We start from the raw sequence: 12,979 nt of genomic DNA, 5'->3' as shown, positions 1-12,979 counted from the left end.
GGGGGAAGTCTCTAGGCTCGAACCCACCCCTCCCCGACGCCTTAAGGACACCCGCCATGCGCCGCGCATTGATCGTTGTGGACGTTCAGAACGACTTCTGCGAGGGCGGCAGCCTCGCGGTGACCGGCGGCGCGGACGTCGCCGCCGCCATCACCGACCTGGTCGGCCAGACGGCGGGCACGTCCTACCGGCACGTCGTCGCCACCCGCGACCACCACGTCGACCCGGGCGCGCACTTCGCCCCGGCCGGCGAGGAGCCGGACTACGTGTCCTCCTGGCCGGCGCACTGCGTGGCCGGGACGGAGGGCGTCGGCTTCCACCCGAACTTCGCGCCCGCCGTCGCCAGCGGGGCGATCGACGCCGTCTTCGACAAGGGCGCGTACTCCGCGGCGTACAGCGGCTTCGAGGGGCGCGACGAGAACGGCCGGACGCTCGCGGAGTGGCTGCGCTCGCGGGAGGTCGACGAGGTCGACGTGGTCGGCATCGCCACCGACCACTGCGTCCGGGCCACGGCCCTGGACGCGGCCCGGGAGGGCTTCCGGACCCGTGTCCTGCTCGACCTGACGGCCGGGGTCGCCGAGGCGACCACGGACCGGGCCCTGGAGGACCTCCGGGCGGCGGGCGTGGAGCTCACGGGCAGGCCGGTCGTGGCGTAGCGCCTAGGCGGCCGGCTCCTTCGGGAGGGAGCGGGCCGGGTGCCAGAGCTCCTGGGCGGCGCCGGGGGTGGATCTCCACAGCAGGCCGTCCGGGTGGTGCAGGACGGCGGTGATCTCGTCCGGGGTGGGCGGTTCGCTGTTGCCCCGGAGGTAGACCGCCCGCAGCCCCAGGTTCCGCAGCCGGGTCAGGGCGCGGGCGCGGTTGGCGGCGTGGACCAGGAAGCGCACGGTGGCGCCGTCGCCGGCCGGGCTGGGGAGCCCTATGGCGACGACCACACTGCCTCCCGGCAACTTGCAGAACCCTCCGCTGGGCATGCGGAACCACTCCCCCGTGGATCGGATGTCAATAAGAACTGGTCAGAACGCACCTAAACACGATCGGCCGCCGCCCGCTAGAGGGCGACGGCCGATCATGTTTTGACCTGCGGCTTTACGGATTACTTGGTCGAGGGACCGACCTGAACCGTGATCGTCTGGCCGTCCTTCGGCTCCTTGACGACCTCGATCTTGGTGTTGGTGTCAGTTACCTGGACACCGGCGCGCGGGGTCTCGGCGAACCAGTAGACGCCCTTGCGGTCGTCGAAGGTCGGGTTGCCGGCCTGGGACGGGACCCAGGTGGCGACGCCGAGCTTGTGCAGCTGGAAGCCGTCCGTGCGGGAGATGCTGAACGGGGAGTCGTACGCCTGGACGCGGTTGCGCATCAGGGTGCCGTCCGACCACTTCAGCGGGCTCGGGTGCGCGTCGATCGGGAGGATCCGGCCGACACCCGGGTGCTTGGAGGTGTTGTTGTCCTTCTGGGACAGGTCCCACTTCCAGATGAGCAGACCGTTCTGGTACGGGTAGTGCTCGACCCAGCCGGCCTTGTCACCCGTGAAACCGAAGTTGTACGGGCCGACCTTGAGGGTCTGGTCGTACGAGACGTACTGGCGGTTCTCCGCGATGTAGTACTGCTCGTACTCCTTCGAGAAGCCCTTCGCGATCCGCGAGAAGCCCTTCGCGACCCAGCCGTTGTCGCCGTTCTCGGCGCCGTCCGTGAAGACCGGGGCACCGTCGGCGGTCAGCGTGATGGCGTCGGCCGTGAAGCCCTTGCCGCCGGCACCGCCGTCCGTCTGGTAGCGGAAGCGGAGGTCGAACTTCTTGCCCGCGTAGGCGCCCAGGTCGTAGGAGAGCTTCTGGTGCGTGCCGGAGGCGGCCGTCAGCGCCGGGGCGCCGGAGGCGTCACGCGGGAGCGCCACACCGTCGGCGGTGCCGTCGAGGGCGGTCCAGTTGGCGCCGCCGTCGGTCGAGACCTCGGCGTAGAGGAAGTCGTAGCCCTTCTCGATGTCCCACCAGCCCTGGAGGTCCAGGGAGGCCGAGGACTTGCCCGTCAGGTCGACGGAGCGAGTGAGGGTGTTCTTCAGGTCGTCGCCCATGTTGCTCCACCACTGCGTGGCACCCTCGGCGGGGGCCACGACGTCGGTGGTCACGGACTTCTTCGGCAGCTCGACGACGAGCGCCTGCGGGTTCTTGGTGTTGTACTCCGAGACGCCCAGCTTGTGGGTGGTCTTGGTGGCACGCTGCCAGTCGCTGACCTTGGCGTAGTTCAGCCAGCCGAGCTGGAGCTTGTCCCAGGCGTTCATGTCGCCGGGCAGGTCGCCGATGGCGTCCTTGCCCTGGCCGAGCCAGGAACCGGAGGACATGAGGGTCCAGAACCCGGTGGAGTTCTCGCCGCCCGAGGTGTCGTAGTGGTCCGGCAGACCGAGGTCGTGGCCGTACTCGTGGGCGAAGACGCCGAGGCCGCCGTTCTCGGGCTGCATCGTGTAGTCGCCGACCCACATGCCGGTGTCACCGATCGGGGTGCCGCCGGACTTGTTGTTCGCCGGGCCGGTCTTGCCGGCGTCGGTGCCGTAGGCGTACCAGCGGTGGGCCCACAGGGCGTTCTTGCCCTGGACGCCGCCACCGGCCGACTCGTCCTCGCCCGCGTGGACGATCTGGAAGTGGTCGATGTAGCCGTCGGGCTCGTTGAAGTTGCCGTCGCCGTCGTAGTCGTACCGGTCCCACTGGTCGTACTGGGCCAGGTCGGCCTTGATCTGGGCGTCGGTCTTGCCCTTGGCCTTCTGGTCGGCGACCCAGGCGTTGAGGCCGTCGCGGACGGTGTCCCAGACGTTGGTGCAGTTGGTCTCGCCGCAGTAGTTCGAGCCGTAGCGGGCCTCGTTGTACGGGACCTTGACCCAGTCGGAGACCTCGCCGTCGACCGAGTAACGGCCGGACGAGGTGCGCTCGTAGTAGGTCTTCAGGGACTGCTTCGGCCGGCCGGTGGTGACGTCCTTGCCGGTGCCGAAGTACAGGTCCTGGAAGTGCTGCTGGTTGTAGTCGGCCTGCCAGGCCGTGGAGTTGTCGTTCGCACGGTCGGGCTGGGCTATCTGGTTGTGCAGCGGGCCGGGCTCGCCGCCGTACTTCGGCTTGAGCTCGGTCGTGTCGTCGTCCTCGCGGTCGACGAGGGTGGTGTTGTCCACCTGGTCGCCGAACTCGACGAGGATCGTGAAGATCTTGTCGTTCTTCTCGCGGCCGAGCTCGACGTACTTCTTGGCGCCGAGCTTGACGACCTGAGAGCCTCCGCGGTTCTCGACCTTGGCGTCGCCGCTCAGCACCTGCTGCAGGGCAGCCTGGCGCTGCGCGTCCTGCTTGTCGCTGTACGGGCCCTCGAGGTCGTGGTCGACCGTCGTCTTGTCGACGGTCTGGATGCCGGCCGGCGCCACGTTGCCGCCGTTGTCGGCCCAGGCGGTGGTGAAGGTCGAGGCGGTGGCGGCGGTGGCCGCGAGCGCCACGACGACTGCGGACGCTCTGATGGCCCGTCGTCTGTTGGTCACTTGACGTTGTCCTCCCCGGCGTCCCTCGCCCTCGGACCGAAGGTGGGGTGTCCGTCCGGCGGGGTCGCGCGTCACAAGTGACGACATTTGACCGGAGCGCGCCGAGAAAAGACAGATCTTGACTTGAACATACCAACTGCACTATGCGGGTACGCGGTTCCGATTATCGGACACCTGGCGGGCGCACATGCGGGGCGGTTGGCGGCTTTCATGACTCCGTGCGCCCCTTGTGCCCCGGCACCGTGGGTTAGGTCACGCTTACCGCTGCCGCCATCCGGGCATCGACGTCATAGAGTCGGTCGGGAACCCGAGGGACGGATCTGTCATGCCGCGTCCGAACACCACACAGCTCACCTATGGTTCGGCCACCGTCGTACTCGCGACCGTCGCCCTGCTCCTGCTCTCCGGTACGACGACCGTCCTCGGCATCGCGACGGTCTGTACCGCGGGGCTGCTGCTCGGAGTCCTGGTTGCGGTGACGATGCCGGTGCGCGGGCGGCCCGTCAAGACCCCCGCGCACGAGGAGATCCGGGTGCCGGCCGCCGAGCGCGTGGGCGCGGGGACCGAGACCCGGATCGGTTCGTGACGCTTCGTCCGTGACGCCGGGACTCCTCACCGGGGGACGGTGACGACCACCGTCTTCGCCGCCTTGTCGTGCAGACCCTGCTTGTACGGCTTGTCGACCATGATCAGGACGAGGAGCAGCAGCGGCCACAGGCAGGCGCAGCAGATCAGCGCGGGCAGCCAGAGCACGACGGCGCGCAGCAGCGACTGGCTCATCGGGGGCGTCGAGCCGTCGTTGAGCATCGCGACCCGCAGCTTCATCAGCCTCTTGCCGAGCGTCTGGCCGTCCTTGGCCGTCAGGACCGTGTCGTACGCGATGTAGGCGACGATCGTGATGAGCTGGAAGACCAGCTGGCTGCCGCCGTTGAGGCTGTTGACCGTGTCCCCGAAGCCGTTGCCGTCCTGGGTCGCCCGGCTGTAGATGTGGAACGGGATGCCGATGAACGCGAGCGGCACCGCGACGATCGCCCAGTCGACGAGCCGGGCGAGGACGCGCCGCCCGGTCTCGGCGAGCGGCGGCATCCCGGAGAGCGGATCGGCCCCGCCGTAACCGCCGTAGCCACTGCCGTACGGAGGCGGGGGCGGGGGCAGGTTGTCGTACGGGGAGCCGTACGGGTTCCCCGGGGGCGGCCCTCCCGGCGGTGACCCTCCGGGCGGTGGTCCCGACGGCGGTGGTCCCGACGGCGGCGGCCCTCCCGGCGGCGGCCCCGACGGCGGCGGCCCTCCCGGCGGCGGCTCCGGGGGCCTCTTGCCGAACGGGTCGTCCTCGGGCGGCTGGTCGGGCGGCGGCTGGTCGGTGCTCATGGGGGCAGTGCATCCCGGGCGGGACGCCCCCGCAAGGAATCACCGGCCGTTCGGGGGACGGGGGCGGGGGCCGGGCTCAGCGCGCCACGAAGGTGCGGGCCGCCTTGTCGTGCCAGCACTGCCGCCAGGGGCGGTCGAAGAGGCACCACAGGACGTTGACGACGCCGATGGCGAGGAGCCCCAGGAAGCTGTAGACGAGCCAGCGGCGGAGCGCCTTCCCGAACGACGGCGGCTGGTGCGCCTCGATGTCCCGCACCTCGATCCCGCACAGCTTCTTGCCCAGCGTGCGGCCCCACTTGGCGGTGGGCAGCGCCTCGTACAGGATGCCGATGACGAACAGCGAGGCGAGCACGATGCCGAACTGGACGGAGGTCGTCGAGTCGAGCAGCCACACCTGGACGGTGGTGCCGGACTGCCTCGCCGCCTCGATCTTGCCCTCGATGTGGTCGATCGCGGCGGTCACGAAGGGCACGGCGGCCGCGCCGACCAGCGCCCCCAGGACGACGCTGTCGATCAGCCGGGCGATCAGGCGCCTGCCGAGTCCGGCGGGGCGCGCGGCGGCCTGCGCGCGGGCCGCCGCCTGGAACACGTCCTCGACGGGCGGCTTCCAGGGAACGACGGGCTGTTGTTGCTGTTGCTCCTGGGGCTGCTGCGCCCAGGAGGGCGTGGCCGGCGTCGCCGGCACGGGGGCGGGGGCGGGCGCGGGGGTCTGGACGGGCGCGGGGGCGGGCGCGGGCGCCGCTGCGGCGGGGGCCGGTCGGGGCTGCGGCTGCGGCGCCGGGGAGGGGGTCGGGGCCGGAGAGGGCGTCGGGATCGCCGGGGCGGGGGTCGGGATCGGGGTGACGGGCATGCCTCCGAGGCGGGCCGCTCCCCCGGGCGCCCGGGGGTCCGCGACGGGCGACGGGGCGGCCCGCTCCTCCTCGGGCTCGCTCGCGCCCGCCACCGGCCACTCGGCCGGGGTGCGCGGGTCGGGGGTCCGGGGCGCGCCCCACGAGACCTTCTGGTCGAGGCCGCCGCCGAAGCCGGTCTGCCGGGCGGAGTCCGCCTGCCAGGCCGAGGCGGGCTCCGCCGGGAGCGGCTCCTCGTCGAGGAAGACGGGCCCGGTCTCCTCCACCGCGGGTACGGGGGCGGGCGCGGGGGCCTGCGCCTGGGCGGGAACGTGCGGCGCGGCCTGCACGGGCGCGGGGGCCTGCACGGGCGCGGGGGCCTGCACGGGCGCGGCGGACTGCGTCGGCTCCACGGACTGCGGGGACGTCGGGGCCGAGGCCGGGAACGAAGCCGGAGCCGGGGCCTGAACGGGTGTCGGGGCCTGAACCGGTGTCGGTGTCGGGGCCGGGCCGGAGGCCAGGATCGGGCCGGCCGGAAGGGCGGAGGCGGGCGGGTGGGGTGGGACCTCGCCCTCCGAGGGGGCGGGGCGGCTGGTGCCGGGCACCCAGGCGCCCCCGTTCCAGTACCGGATGTATCCGGGAATGGACGGGTCCGGGTAGTACCCCGCCTGCGGTACCTCTCCGCCGCCTCCAGGAGGAGTAGCCACTGCCCCGACTCCGTTCAGTCACAACGCCTTTGATCCGCACGGCCGCACCCCCGGGCGTGCCGCACCCAAGGAGGACAGTAACGAAGAACGTCCCCGAGGGGAGAAGGAGCCCGCGAGAAAGCCCGCCTTCGGGGGACGCACACCGGAATCGGTCACTCCCCGTGATGTTCGGGCCGATGGATCCTGCCCGGAGGACCGCCCGGAAAAACTTCCCGAAAAAACTTCCCGAAGTCGCGTAATGAACCGCGTCCGCCCCGCTCTCTCCAGGTGAAGGCCCGTCCGGGGCCCGTCCGCGAGAAGGAGCACGGCCATGCAGAACACCGACAACACCACCGTCGAGCGCGAGCTGGAGCTGAAGCTGGTGCTCTCCCCCGAGCGCTCCGTCCCCGTCCCCGCCCGGCTCGCGTACCGCACCGACGACCCGTACGCCGTCCACATCACCTTCCACATCGGCACGGAGCACCCGGTCAACTGGACGTTCGCGCGCGAACTGCTCGTCGAGGGCGTCTTCCGGGCCTGCGGCCACGGGGACGTCCGCATCTGGCCCACGAAGGTCGACGGCCGCAGCGTCATCCTGATGGCGCTCTCCTCCCCCGACGGCGACGCGCTGCTCGAAGCGCCGTCCGCGCAGGTGTCCGCCTGGCTGGAGCGGACCCTGCGCGCGGTGCCGCCGGGCACCGAGTCCGAGCGGCTCGGCATCGACGACGGCCTCGCGGAGCTGCTGGCGACCACCGTGCTCGCCGACGACCTGTGGCTGCGCGACCCGTGGCCGTCGGACGAGTCCCAGGACGGCGAGCTGTGACCCCCGTGCCCCTGGGCGGGGATTCAGAAGAGCTTGCCGGGATTGAGCAGCCCCAGCGGATCGAAGGTCGCCTTGATCCCGCGCTGGAGTTCGAGACCGACCGGTCCCAGCTCCCGCGCCAGCCACTCCTTCTTGAGGACGCCCACGCCGTGCTCGCCGGTGATCGTGCCGCCGAGGGCGAGCCCGAGCGCCATGATCTCGTCGAAGGACTCCCGCGCCCGCCGCGACTCGTCCTCGTCGGTGTGGTCGAAGCAGACGACGGGATGGGTGTTGCCGTCGCCGGCGTGCGCGCAGACGCCGATGGTCAGGTGGTACTTCTCCGCGATCGCCGCCGTGCCGTCGAGCATCTCGGCGAGCCGCGTCCGCGGCACGCACACGTCGTCGATCATCGTCGCGGACTTGATCGTCTCCAGGGCGGTGAGGGAGAGCCGGCGCGCCTGGAGGAGGAGTTCGGACTCGACGGTGTCCGCGGCCGGGACGACCTCGGTGGCGCCCGCCGCCGTGCACAGCTCCCCGACGGCGGCGAGGTCGGCGACCGGGTCCGGGGTGTCGAAGGCGCACAGGAGCAGCGCCTCGGTGGTGTCCGGAAGCCCCATCTTCGCCAGCTTGTTGACCGCCTGGACGGTGGTGCGGTCCATGAGTTCGAGCAGCGAAGGCGTGTGACCGCGCTCCATGATCGCGCAGACGGCCTCGCAGGCGGCGGCTGCGGAGGGGAACTCGGCGGCGAGCACGAGCTGCGCCGGCGGCTGCGGCTTCAGCGCCAGCACGGCCCCGACGACGATGCCGAGACTCCCCTCGGAGCCCACGAAGAGCCGCGTCAGGTCGTACCCGGCGACACCCTTCGCCGTCCGCCGGCCGGTCCGCAGCAGCCGCCCGTCGGCGAGGACGACGTCCAGCCCGAGCACGTACTCGGCGGTGACCCCGTACTTGACGCAGCACAGCCCGCCGGAGGCGGTCCCGATGTTCCCGCCGATGGTGCAGGACTCCCAACTGGAGGGGTCCGGCGGGTAGTACAGCCCGTGCTCGCCGACGGCCCGGGACAGCACCGCGTTGACGACCCCCGGCTCCACCACGGCGATCCGGTCGACCGGGTTGATCTCCAGGATGCGGTCCATCTTGACCAGCGAGAGCACGATGCACCCGTCGGAGGCGTTGGCCCCGCCCGACAGGCCCGTGCGGGCGCCCTGCGGGACGACGGGGACCCGGAGTTCGGTCGCGGTGCGCATGACGTGCTGCACCTGCTCGACCGTCCTCGGGAGCACGACGACCGCGGGTGTGCCGGCCGCGCAGAAACTCGCCATGTCGCGCGCGTAGGAGGCGGTGACGTCCGGGTCCGCGAGGACCGTGTCGTCGGGGAGCCCGGCGCGCAGCCGCGCCACGAGGTCGTTCCGCTGAAGATCGTCCATGCGTCCAGCGTGGCACCCGGGGCCATCGGTGTGAACCCGCCGGAGCGGGCGCTTCGCGCGCTCTTCGCAGGGACGGACGCGGGCGCACAGTGAGCGCCATGAAGACCGAGAACGTGTCGAGGACCGTCCTGGCGGCCGGGGTGGGCGCGGTGCTCGCGGCGGCGGCGCTGGTGTACGTCCCGGAGTGGGTGGGGCAGGGGCCGGCGCGGCCGCCGAGCCCGGCGGAGCGGGCGGTGAGGGCGGCGCGGGCGGGCGCGGAGGCGGCGCTGCCGGATCTGGGCGCGCTGATCGCCGACCGGGAGGCGTGGCTGCGGGAGCATCCGGACGACGAGGCGTCCTGGGCGGAGCTGGGGGCGGCGTACACGGAGCGGGGCAGTCGGCTCGGAGACGTACGGGACTATCCGCGGGCCGAGCGGGCGCTGCGCCGCTCGCTCGCCGAACGGCCCGCCGAGCGCGGCAACCTGGAGGCGGAGCTCGGCCTCGGGGCGCTCGCGGGGGCGCGGGGCGACTGGAGGACGGCCGAGGAGTGGGGCGAGCGGGTGCGGAAGGCCGACCCGCGCCGGTGGCCCGTGTATCCGGTCCTGATGGACGCGTACAACGGCCTCGGGGACTACGAGGCGGCCCAGAAGTCCATGGAGAGCCTGGAGGGGCTCCACGCGGGCGCGGTGGTGCGGGCGAGGGCCGCGCAGACGTACCGCGACCGGGGCTGGCGGGAGGACGCCGACGCGGCCGCCCTCGACGCGGCGGCCCTCGCGGAGACCGACACGGACAAGGCGGCGGCCCTCGCGCGTCTCGGCGACCTGGCGTGGGAGCGGGGCGAGCCGGAGGAGGCCCTCGGGCGGTACGGGGCGGCGCTGCGGCTCGTGCGGGACCACGGGCCCTCCCTCGCGGGCCGCGCGCGGGCGCTGGCGGGTCTGGGCCGGGCGGAGGAGGCGGTGAGCGCCTGGCGGGCCGCCCTGGCGCGACTGCCGCTGCCGGAGTACTTCCTGGAGGCGGGCGAGCTGTACGAGTCGCTGGGCCGGGACGCGGAGGCGCAGGCCCTGTACGGGCGGCTGCGGACGGGTGGGCGGCCGGGCGCGGAGGTTCCGCTGGGCCTGCTCGACGCGGACCACGGCGACCCTGCCGCGGCGGCCGTCCGCATGCGCGCGGAGTGGGCCCGGGGCCACCGCTCCGTGCAGGTGGCCGACGCCCTCGGCTGGGCCCTGCACCGCTCGGGCGCCTCGAAGGAGGCCCTGGGGTATGCGAAGCGCGCCACGGAGGAGGGCCTCCGGAGCGCGCCCTTCATGTACCACCGGGGCGAGATCGAGCGGGCCTTGGACCAGCCGGGGCCGGCCCGCCGCCACCTGGAGGAGGCGCTGCGGATCAACCCCGAGTTCTCGCCGCTGCACGCGCGGAGGGCGTCGGAGGCGCTGGCGGCGCTGGGGGAACCGTCGGAGGAGCCGCCGGCGGAGCTTCGGGCGGAGGCCCCGAAGGCGGCCAGGGCGTCCGAGGTGTCCGGGGCGCCGAGGTCACCGCGGGCGTAGTCCCCGGCCCACCCCCCGTATGGGCCGGGGCCGGACATGGGTGAGGGGTCTCGGGGCCGGGCCCCGAGACCCCTCACCGGCGGCGGCTACAGGTTGCCGCGCTTCTCCTGCTCGCGCTCGATCGCTTCGAAGAGGGCCTTGAAGTTGCCCTTGCCGAAGCCCATGGAGCCGTGGCGCTCGATCATCTCGAAGAAGACGGTCGGGCGGTCCTGGACCGGCTTGGTGAAGATCTGGAGGAGGTAGCCGTCCTCGTCGCGGTCGACGAGGATCTTGAGCTCGCGGAGGATCTCGACGGGGACGCGGGTCTCGCCGGCCCACTCGCCGAGGGTGTCGTAGTACGAGTCGGGGGTGTCGAGGAACTGGACACCGGCGGCCCGCATCGCGCGCACGGAGGCGACGATGTCGTTGGTGGCGAGGGCGATGTGCTGGACGCCGGCGCCGCCGTAGAACTCCAGGTACTCGTCGATCTGCGACTTCTTCTTCGCGATCGCCGGCTCGTTGATCGGGAACTTCACCTTGAGGGTGCCGTCCGCGACGACCTTCGACATGAGCGCCGAGTACTCGGTCGCGATGTCGTCGCCCACGAACTCCTTCATGTTCGTGAAGCCCATGACCTTGTTGTAGAAGCCGACCCAGTCGTTCATCTTGCCGAGCTCGACGTTGCCGACGCAGTGGTCGATGGCCTGGAAGGTGCGCTTGGCCGGCGGCTCGACGATCGGGTTGGCGGAGACGAAGCCCGGCAGGTAGGGGCCGTCGTAGCCGGAGCGCTCGACGAGGGTGTGGCGGGTCTTGCCGTACGTGGCGATGGCGGCGAGGACGACGGTGCCGTTCTCGTCCTTCAGCTCGTACGGCTCGGTGATGCCGGTGGCGCCGTGCTCGACGGCGTAGGCGTACGCGGCGCGGGCGTCCGGCACCTCGATCGCCAGGTCGACGACGCCGTCACCGTGCTCGGCGACGTGCTCGGCGAGGAAGCGGCCCCAGTCGGTCGAGGCCTTGATGACGGAGGTGAACACGAAACGGGCGGCGCCGTTGGTGAGGACGTAACTGGCGGTCTCGCGGCTGCCGTTCTCCGGTCCGGAGTAGGCGACCAGCTTCATGCCGAAGGCCGTGGAGTAGTAGTGCGCGGCCTGCTTGGCGTTGCCGACGGCGAAGACGACCGCGTCCATTCCCTTGACCGGGAAGGGATCGGCCTTGCGCGCGGTGGAAGGGGTGTGATCGATGGTCTCAGTCATGGCAGCAATGTCCCGCCGTTCGGCAAGGTGCGCAAGAGTTTGCTGATCAGCTGGTCAATCTGCACAGCGACCGACGAGTATGGCCGTGCGACTTGTACATCCTGACCATGGGGAGACCGCTGTGGCGATCGATCATTTGGACGGCCGGCTGATCGCGCTCCTCGCGCGCGAGCCGCGCATCGGGGTCCTGGAGGCCTCGCGGCGCCTGGGAGTGGCGCGCGGCACGGTGCAGGCGCGGCTCGACCGGCTCCAGGCGAGCGGGGTGATCCGCGGGTTCGGGCCGCAGGTGGACCCGGCGGCGCTGGGCTATCCGGTGACGGCCTTCGCGACGCTCGAGATCAAGCAGGGGCAGGGCGCGGACGTGCGGGAGCACCTGGCGACGGTGCCGGAGGTGCTGGAGCTGCACACGACGACGGGGCACGGCGACATGCTCTGCCGCCTGGTCGCCCGCTCGAACGCGGACCTCCAGCGGGTGATCGACAAGGTGGTGGCCTTCGAGGGGATCGTGCGGGCGTCCACGGCGATCGTGATGGAGAACCCGGTGCCGCTGCGGATCATCCCCCTCGTGGAGCAGGCGGCGCAGGAGTAGCGGCCGGGCCCCAGGCAAGCCGGCCTCAGGCAACCGGGCCCCGCGCAAAGAGAGTTCTGCAAAGAAGTACTTGCAAAGAAACCCTTGCAAGTACTTCTTTGCAACTCTAGGGTGGAGCCATGCCCGAGCCCGAAGACCCGTCGCAGCAGCCCGCCGAGCAGGCCGACACACAGCCCGACGAGCTCCTGACCCGCACGCTCGACCCGCGCTCCCTCCGCGCCATCGCCCACCCCCTGCGGATCCAGCTCCTGCGCGCCCTGCGCCGCTACGGCCCCGCCACCGCCTCCCAGCTCGCCGACCGGCTCGGCGAGTCCAGCGGCGCCACCAGCTACCACCTGCGCCAGCTCGCCGCCCACGGCTTCATCGTGGACGACCCGACGCGCGGCAAGGGCCGGGAGCGCTGGTGGAAGGCGGCCCACCGGGGGACGTCCTTCGACGAGACGCTCCACAAGAACCCCGACCCCGAGGTCCAGGGCGCCCTCGACGTCCTCATGCACGAGATCACCAGCATCCACACCCAGGAGCTGTCGACCTGGGTCGCCACCCGCCACGCCTGGGGCGAGGACTGGTACGGCGCCGCGGACTTCAGCGACTTCACGCTGGCCCTCCCGCCCGAGCGGCTGCGCGAGCTCAACCAGAGGATCCACGCGCTGATCAACGAGTACGGCGACACCGCCGACCCCGACGCGCCGGGCGCCGAGCGCGTACGGATGCACCTGCACGCGTTCCCGCAGCACGAGAACTGAGCACGCGCACCGAGCCTCCGAACCGACGGAAGGAACCACGCCATGCACGCCGACATCCACCTCCAGCTGCACACGCTGACCGCCGCGGAGCTCCAGGACGAGGCCGCCGCCGCCCGGCCGCGCCCCGCCGGCACCACGACCCCGATGCGGGTCCAACTAGGCTGGAAGCTCGTCGAGTTCGGCCTCAAGTTGGCCGTCACCCCGCCCCGCACCGCCACCACCGCCGCCTGACGGACGGGAAGACGGACAGAAGGCACGCAGCAGAAAACCAACC

At 71.9% G+C, this 12,979-nt stretch carries 13 protein-coding genes and 1 pseudogene; 7 read left to right on the top strand and 7 right to left on the bottom strand.

Going from position 1 to position 12,979, the window contains the following annotated elements:
* Positions 1 to 56: 56 nt before the first annotated feature.
* Entirely contained in the window at positions 57 to 656 is a 600-nt protein-coding gene (locus ACFYUS_RS10115) for a nicotinamidase (protein ID WP_388848002.1), read from the top strand.
* Positions 657 to 659: 3 nt separating this feature from the next.
* Here ACFYUS_RS10115 and ACFYUS_RS10110 read toward each other — a convergent pair whose 3' ends face one another.
* Together ACFYUS_RS10110 and ACFYUS_RS10105 are read right to left on the bottom strand one after the other, a co-directional pair.
* Positions 660 to 971 carry a hypothetical protein gene (locus ACFYUS_RS10110; protein ID WP_388847999.1) on the bottom strand — a complete coding sequence of 104 codons (312 nt, stop codon included), beginning with the start codon at positions 969 to 971 and terminating at the stop codon, positions 660 to 662.
* 122 nt (positions 972 to 1,093) lie between these two features.
* Positions 1,094 to 3,505, bottom strand: coding sequence for an immune inhibitor A domain-containing protein (locus tag ACFYUS_RS10105; RefSeq protein WP_388847996.1), 2,412 nt, complete (start codon positions 3,503 to 3,505; stop codon positions 1,094 to 1,096).
* A gap of 325 nt (positions 3,506 to 3,830) precedes the next feature.
* On the opposite strand from ACFYUS_RS10105, the gene ACFYUS_RS10100 reads away from it, so the two are divergent.
* Entirely contained in the window at positions 3,831 to 4,091 is a 261-nt protein-coding gene (locus tag ACFYUS_RS10100) for a hypothetical protein (protein ID WP_388847993.1), read from the top strand.
* 26 nt (positions 4,092 to 4,117) lie between these two features.
* Here the strand turns inward: ACFYUS_RS10100 and ACFYUS_RS10095 are convergent, their stop codons facing one another.
* From ACFYUS_RS10095 to ACFYUS_RS10085, 3 genes and pseudogenes are all read right to left on the bottom strand, one after another.
* Positions 4,118 to 4,873 carry an RDD family protein gene (locus ACFYUS_RS10095; protein ID WP_388847990.1) on the bottom strand — a complete coding sequence of 252 codons (756 nt, stop codon included), beginning with the start codon at positions 4,871 to 4,873 and terminating at the stop codon, positions 4,118 to 4,120.
* A 76-nt stretch (positions 4,874 to 4,949) separates the two neighbouring features.
* Positions 4,950 to 6,113 (bottom strand): RDD family protein, encoded by a 1,164-nt coding sequence (locus ACFYUS_RS10090; protein WP_388849140.1) that lies wholly within the window; start codon positions 6,111 to 6,113, stop codon positions 4,950 to 4,952.
* Between the two features lie 174 nt (positions 6,114 to 6,287).
* A pseudogene (locus ACFYUS_RS10085) lies at positions 6,288 to 6,407 on the bottom strand (DUF2510 domain-containing protein); the annotation flags it as partial.
* 310 nt (positions 6,408 to 6,717) lie between these two features.
* Between ACFYUS_RS10085 and ACFYUS_RS10080 the strand changes: the two are divergent.
* Positions 6,718 to 7,209, top strand: coding sequence for an SsgA family sporulation/cell division regulator (locus ACFYUS_RS10080; RefSeq protein ID WP_388847987.1), 492 nt, complete (start codon positions 6,718 to 6,720; stop codon positions 7,207 to 7,209).
* 23 nt (positions 7,210 to 7,232) lie between these two features.
* Here ACFYUS_RS10080 and ACFYUS_RS10075 read toward each other — a convergent pair whose 3' ends face one another.
* On the bottom strand, positions 7,233 to 8,615 hold the full coding sequence (locus ACFYUS_RS10075; RefSeq protein ID WP_388847984.1) for an FAD-binding oxidoreductase: 1,383 nt from the start codon (positions 8,613 to 8,615) through the stop codon (positions 7,233 to 7,235).
* A 98-nt stretch (positions 8,616 to 8,713) separates the two neighbouring features.
* Here ACFYUS_RS10075 and ACFYUS_RS10070 point away from each other — a divergent pair, with 98 nt between their 5' ends.
* Positions 8,714 to 10,138 (top strand): tetratricopeptide repeat protein, encoded by a 1,425-nt coding sequence (locus ACFYUS_RS10070; RefSeq protein ID WP_388847981.1) that lies wholly within the window; start codon positions 8,714 to 8,716, stop codon positions 10,136 to 10,138.
* Positions 10,139 to 10,224: 86 nt separating this feature from the next.
* Here the strand turns inward: ACFYUS_RS10070 and hppD are convergent, their stop codons facing one another.
* Positions 10,225 to 11,370 (bottom strand): 4-hydroxyphenylpyruvate dioxygenase, encoded by a 1,146-nt coding sequence (gene hppD / locus ACFYUS_RS10065; protein ID WP_388847978.1) that lies wholly within the window; start codon positions 11,368 to 11,370, stop codon positions 10,225 to 10,227.
* Positions 11,371 to 11,491: 121 nt separating this feature from the next.
* On the opposite strand from hppD, the gene ACFYUS_RS10060 reads away from it, so the two are divergent.
* The 3 genes from ACFYUS_RS10060 (at position 11,492) to ACFYUS_RS10050 (ending at position 12,936) form a co-directional block, all read left to right on the top strand.
* Complete coding sequence (locus tag ACFYUS_RS10060; protein ID WP_366036653.1) at positions 11,492 to 11,959, top strand: Lrp/AsnC family transcriptional regulator; 468 nt, start codon at positions 11,492 to 11,494, stop codon at positions 11,957 to 11,959.
* Between the two features lie 119 nt (positions 11,960 to 12,078).
* Positions 12,079 to 12,705, top strand: a complete 627-nt coding sequence (locus tag ACFYUS_RS10055) for an ArsR/SmtB family transcription factor (RefSeq protein ID WP_388847975.1) — start codon at positions 12,079 to 12,081, stop codon at positions 12,703 to 12,705.
* A gap of 42 nt (positions 12,706 to 12,747) precedes the next feature.
* Complete coding sequence (locus tag ACFYUS_RS10050) at positions 12,748 to 12,936, top strand: hypothetical protein (RefSeq protein WP_388847972.1); 189 nt, start codon at positions 12,748 to 12,750, stop codon at positions 12,934 to 12,936.
* Positions 12,937 to 12,979 lie beyond the last annotated feature (43 nt).

The organism is Streptomyces sp. NPDC004284 (genome assembly GCF_042874035.1).
Taxonomy (GTDB): domain Bacteria; phylum Actinomycetota; class Actinomycetes; order Streptomycetales; family Streptomycetaceae; genus Streptomyces.
Note: the sequence above shows the minus strand (reverse complement) of the source record. Positions and strands in the feature narration are given on the sequence as shown.

Coding starts and splice junctions, on each gene's coding strand:
- ACFYUS_RS10115 (WP_388848002.1), top strand. CDS start 57: ATGCGCCGCGCATTGATCGTTGTGGACGTTCAGAACGACTTCTGCGAG.
- ACFYUS_RS10110 (WP_388847999.1), bottom strand. CDS start 971: ATGCCCAGCGGAGGGTTCTGCAAGTTGCCGGGAGGCAGTGTGGTCGTC.
- ACFYUS_RS10100 (WP_388847993.1), top strand. CDS start 3,831: ATGCCGCGTCCGAACACCACACAGCTCACCTATGGTTCGGCCACCGTC.
- ACFYUS_RS10095 (WP_388847990.1), bottom strand. CDS start 4,873: ATGAGCACCGACCAGCCGCCGCCCGACCAGCCGCCCGAGGACGACCCG.
- ACFYUS_RS10080 (WP_388847987.1), top strand. CDS start 6,718: ATGCAGAACACCGACAACACCACCGTCGAGCGCGAGCTGGAGCTGAAG.
- ACFYUS_RS10075 (WP_388847984.1), bottom strand. CDS start 8,615: ATGGACGATCTTCAGCGGAACGACCTCGTGGCGCGGCTGCGCGCCGGG.
- ACFYUS_RS10070 (WP_388847981.1), top strand. CDS start 8,714: ATGAAGACCGAGAACGTGTCGAGGACCGTCCTGGCGGCCGGGGTGGGC.
- hppD (WP_388847978.1), bottom strand. CDS start 11,370: ATGACTGAGACCATCGATCACACCCCTTCCACCGCGCGCAAGGCCGAT.
- ACFYUS_RS10055 (WP_388847975.1), top strand. CDS start 12,079: ATGCCCGAGCCCGAAGACCCGTCGCAGCAGCCCGCCGAGCAGGCCGAC.
- ACFYUS_RS10050 (WP_388847972.1), top strand. CDS start 12,748: ATGCACGCCGACATCCACCTCCAGCTGCACACGCTGACCGCCGCGGAG.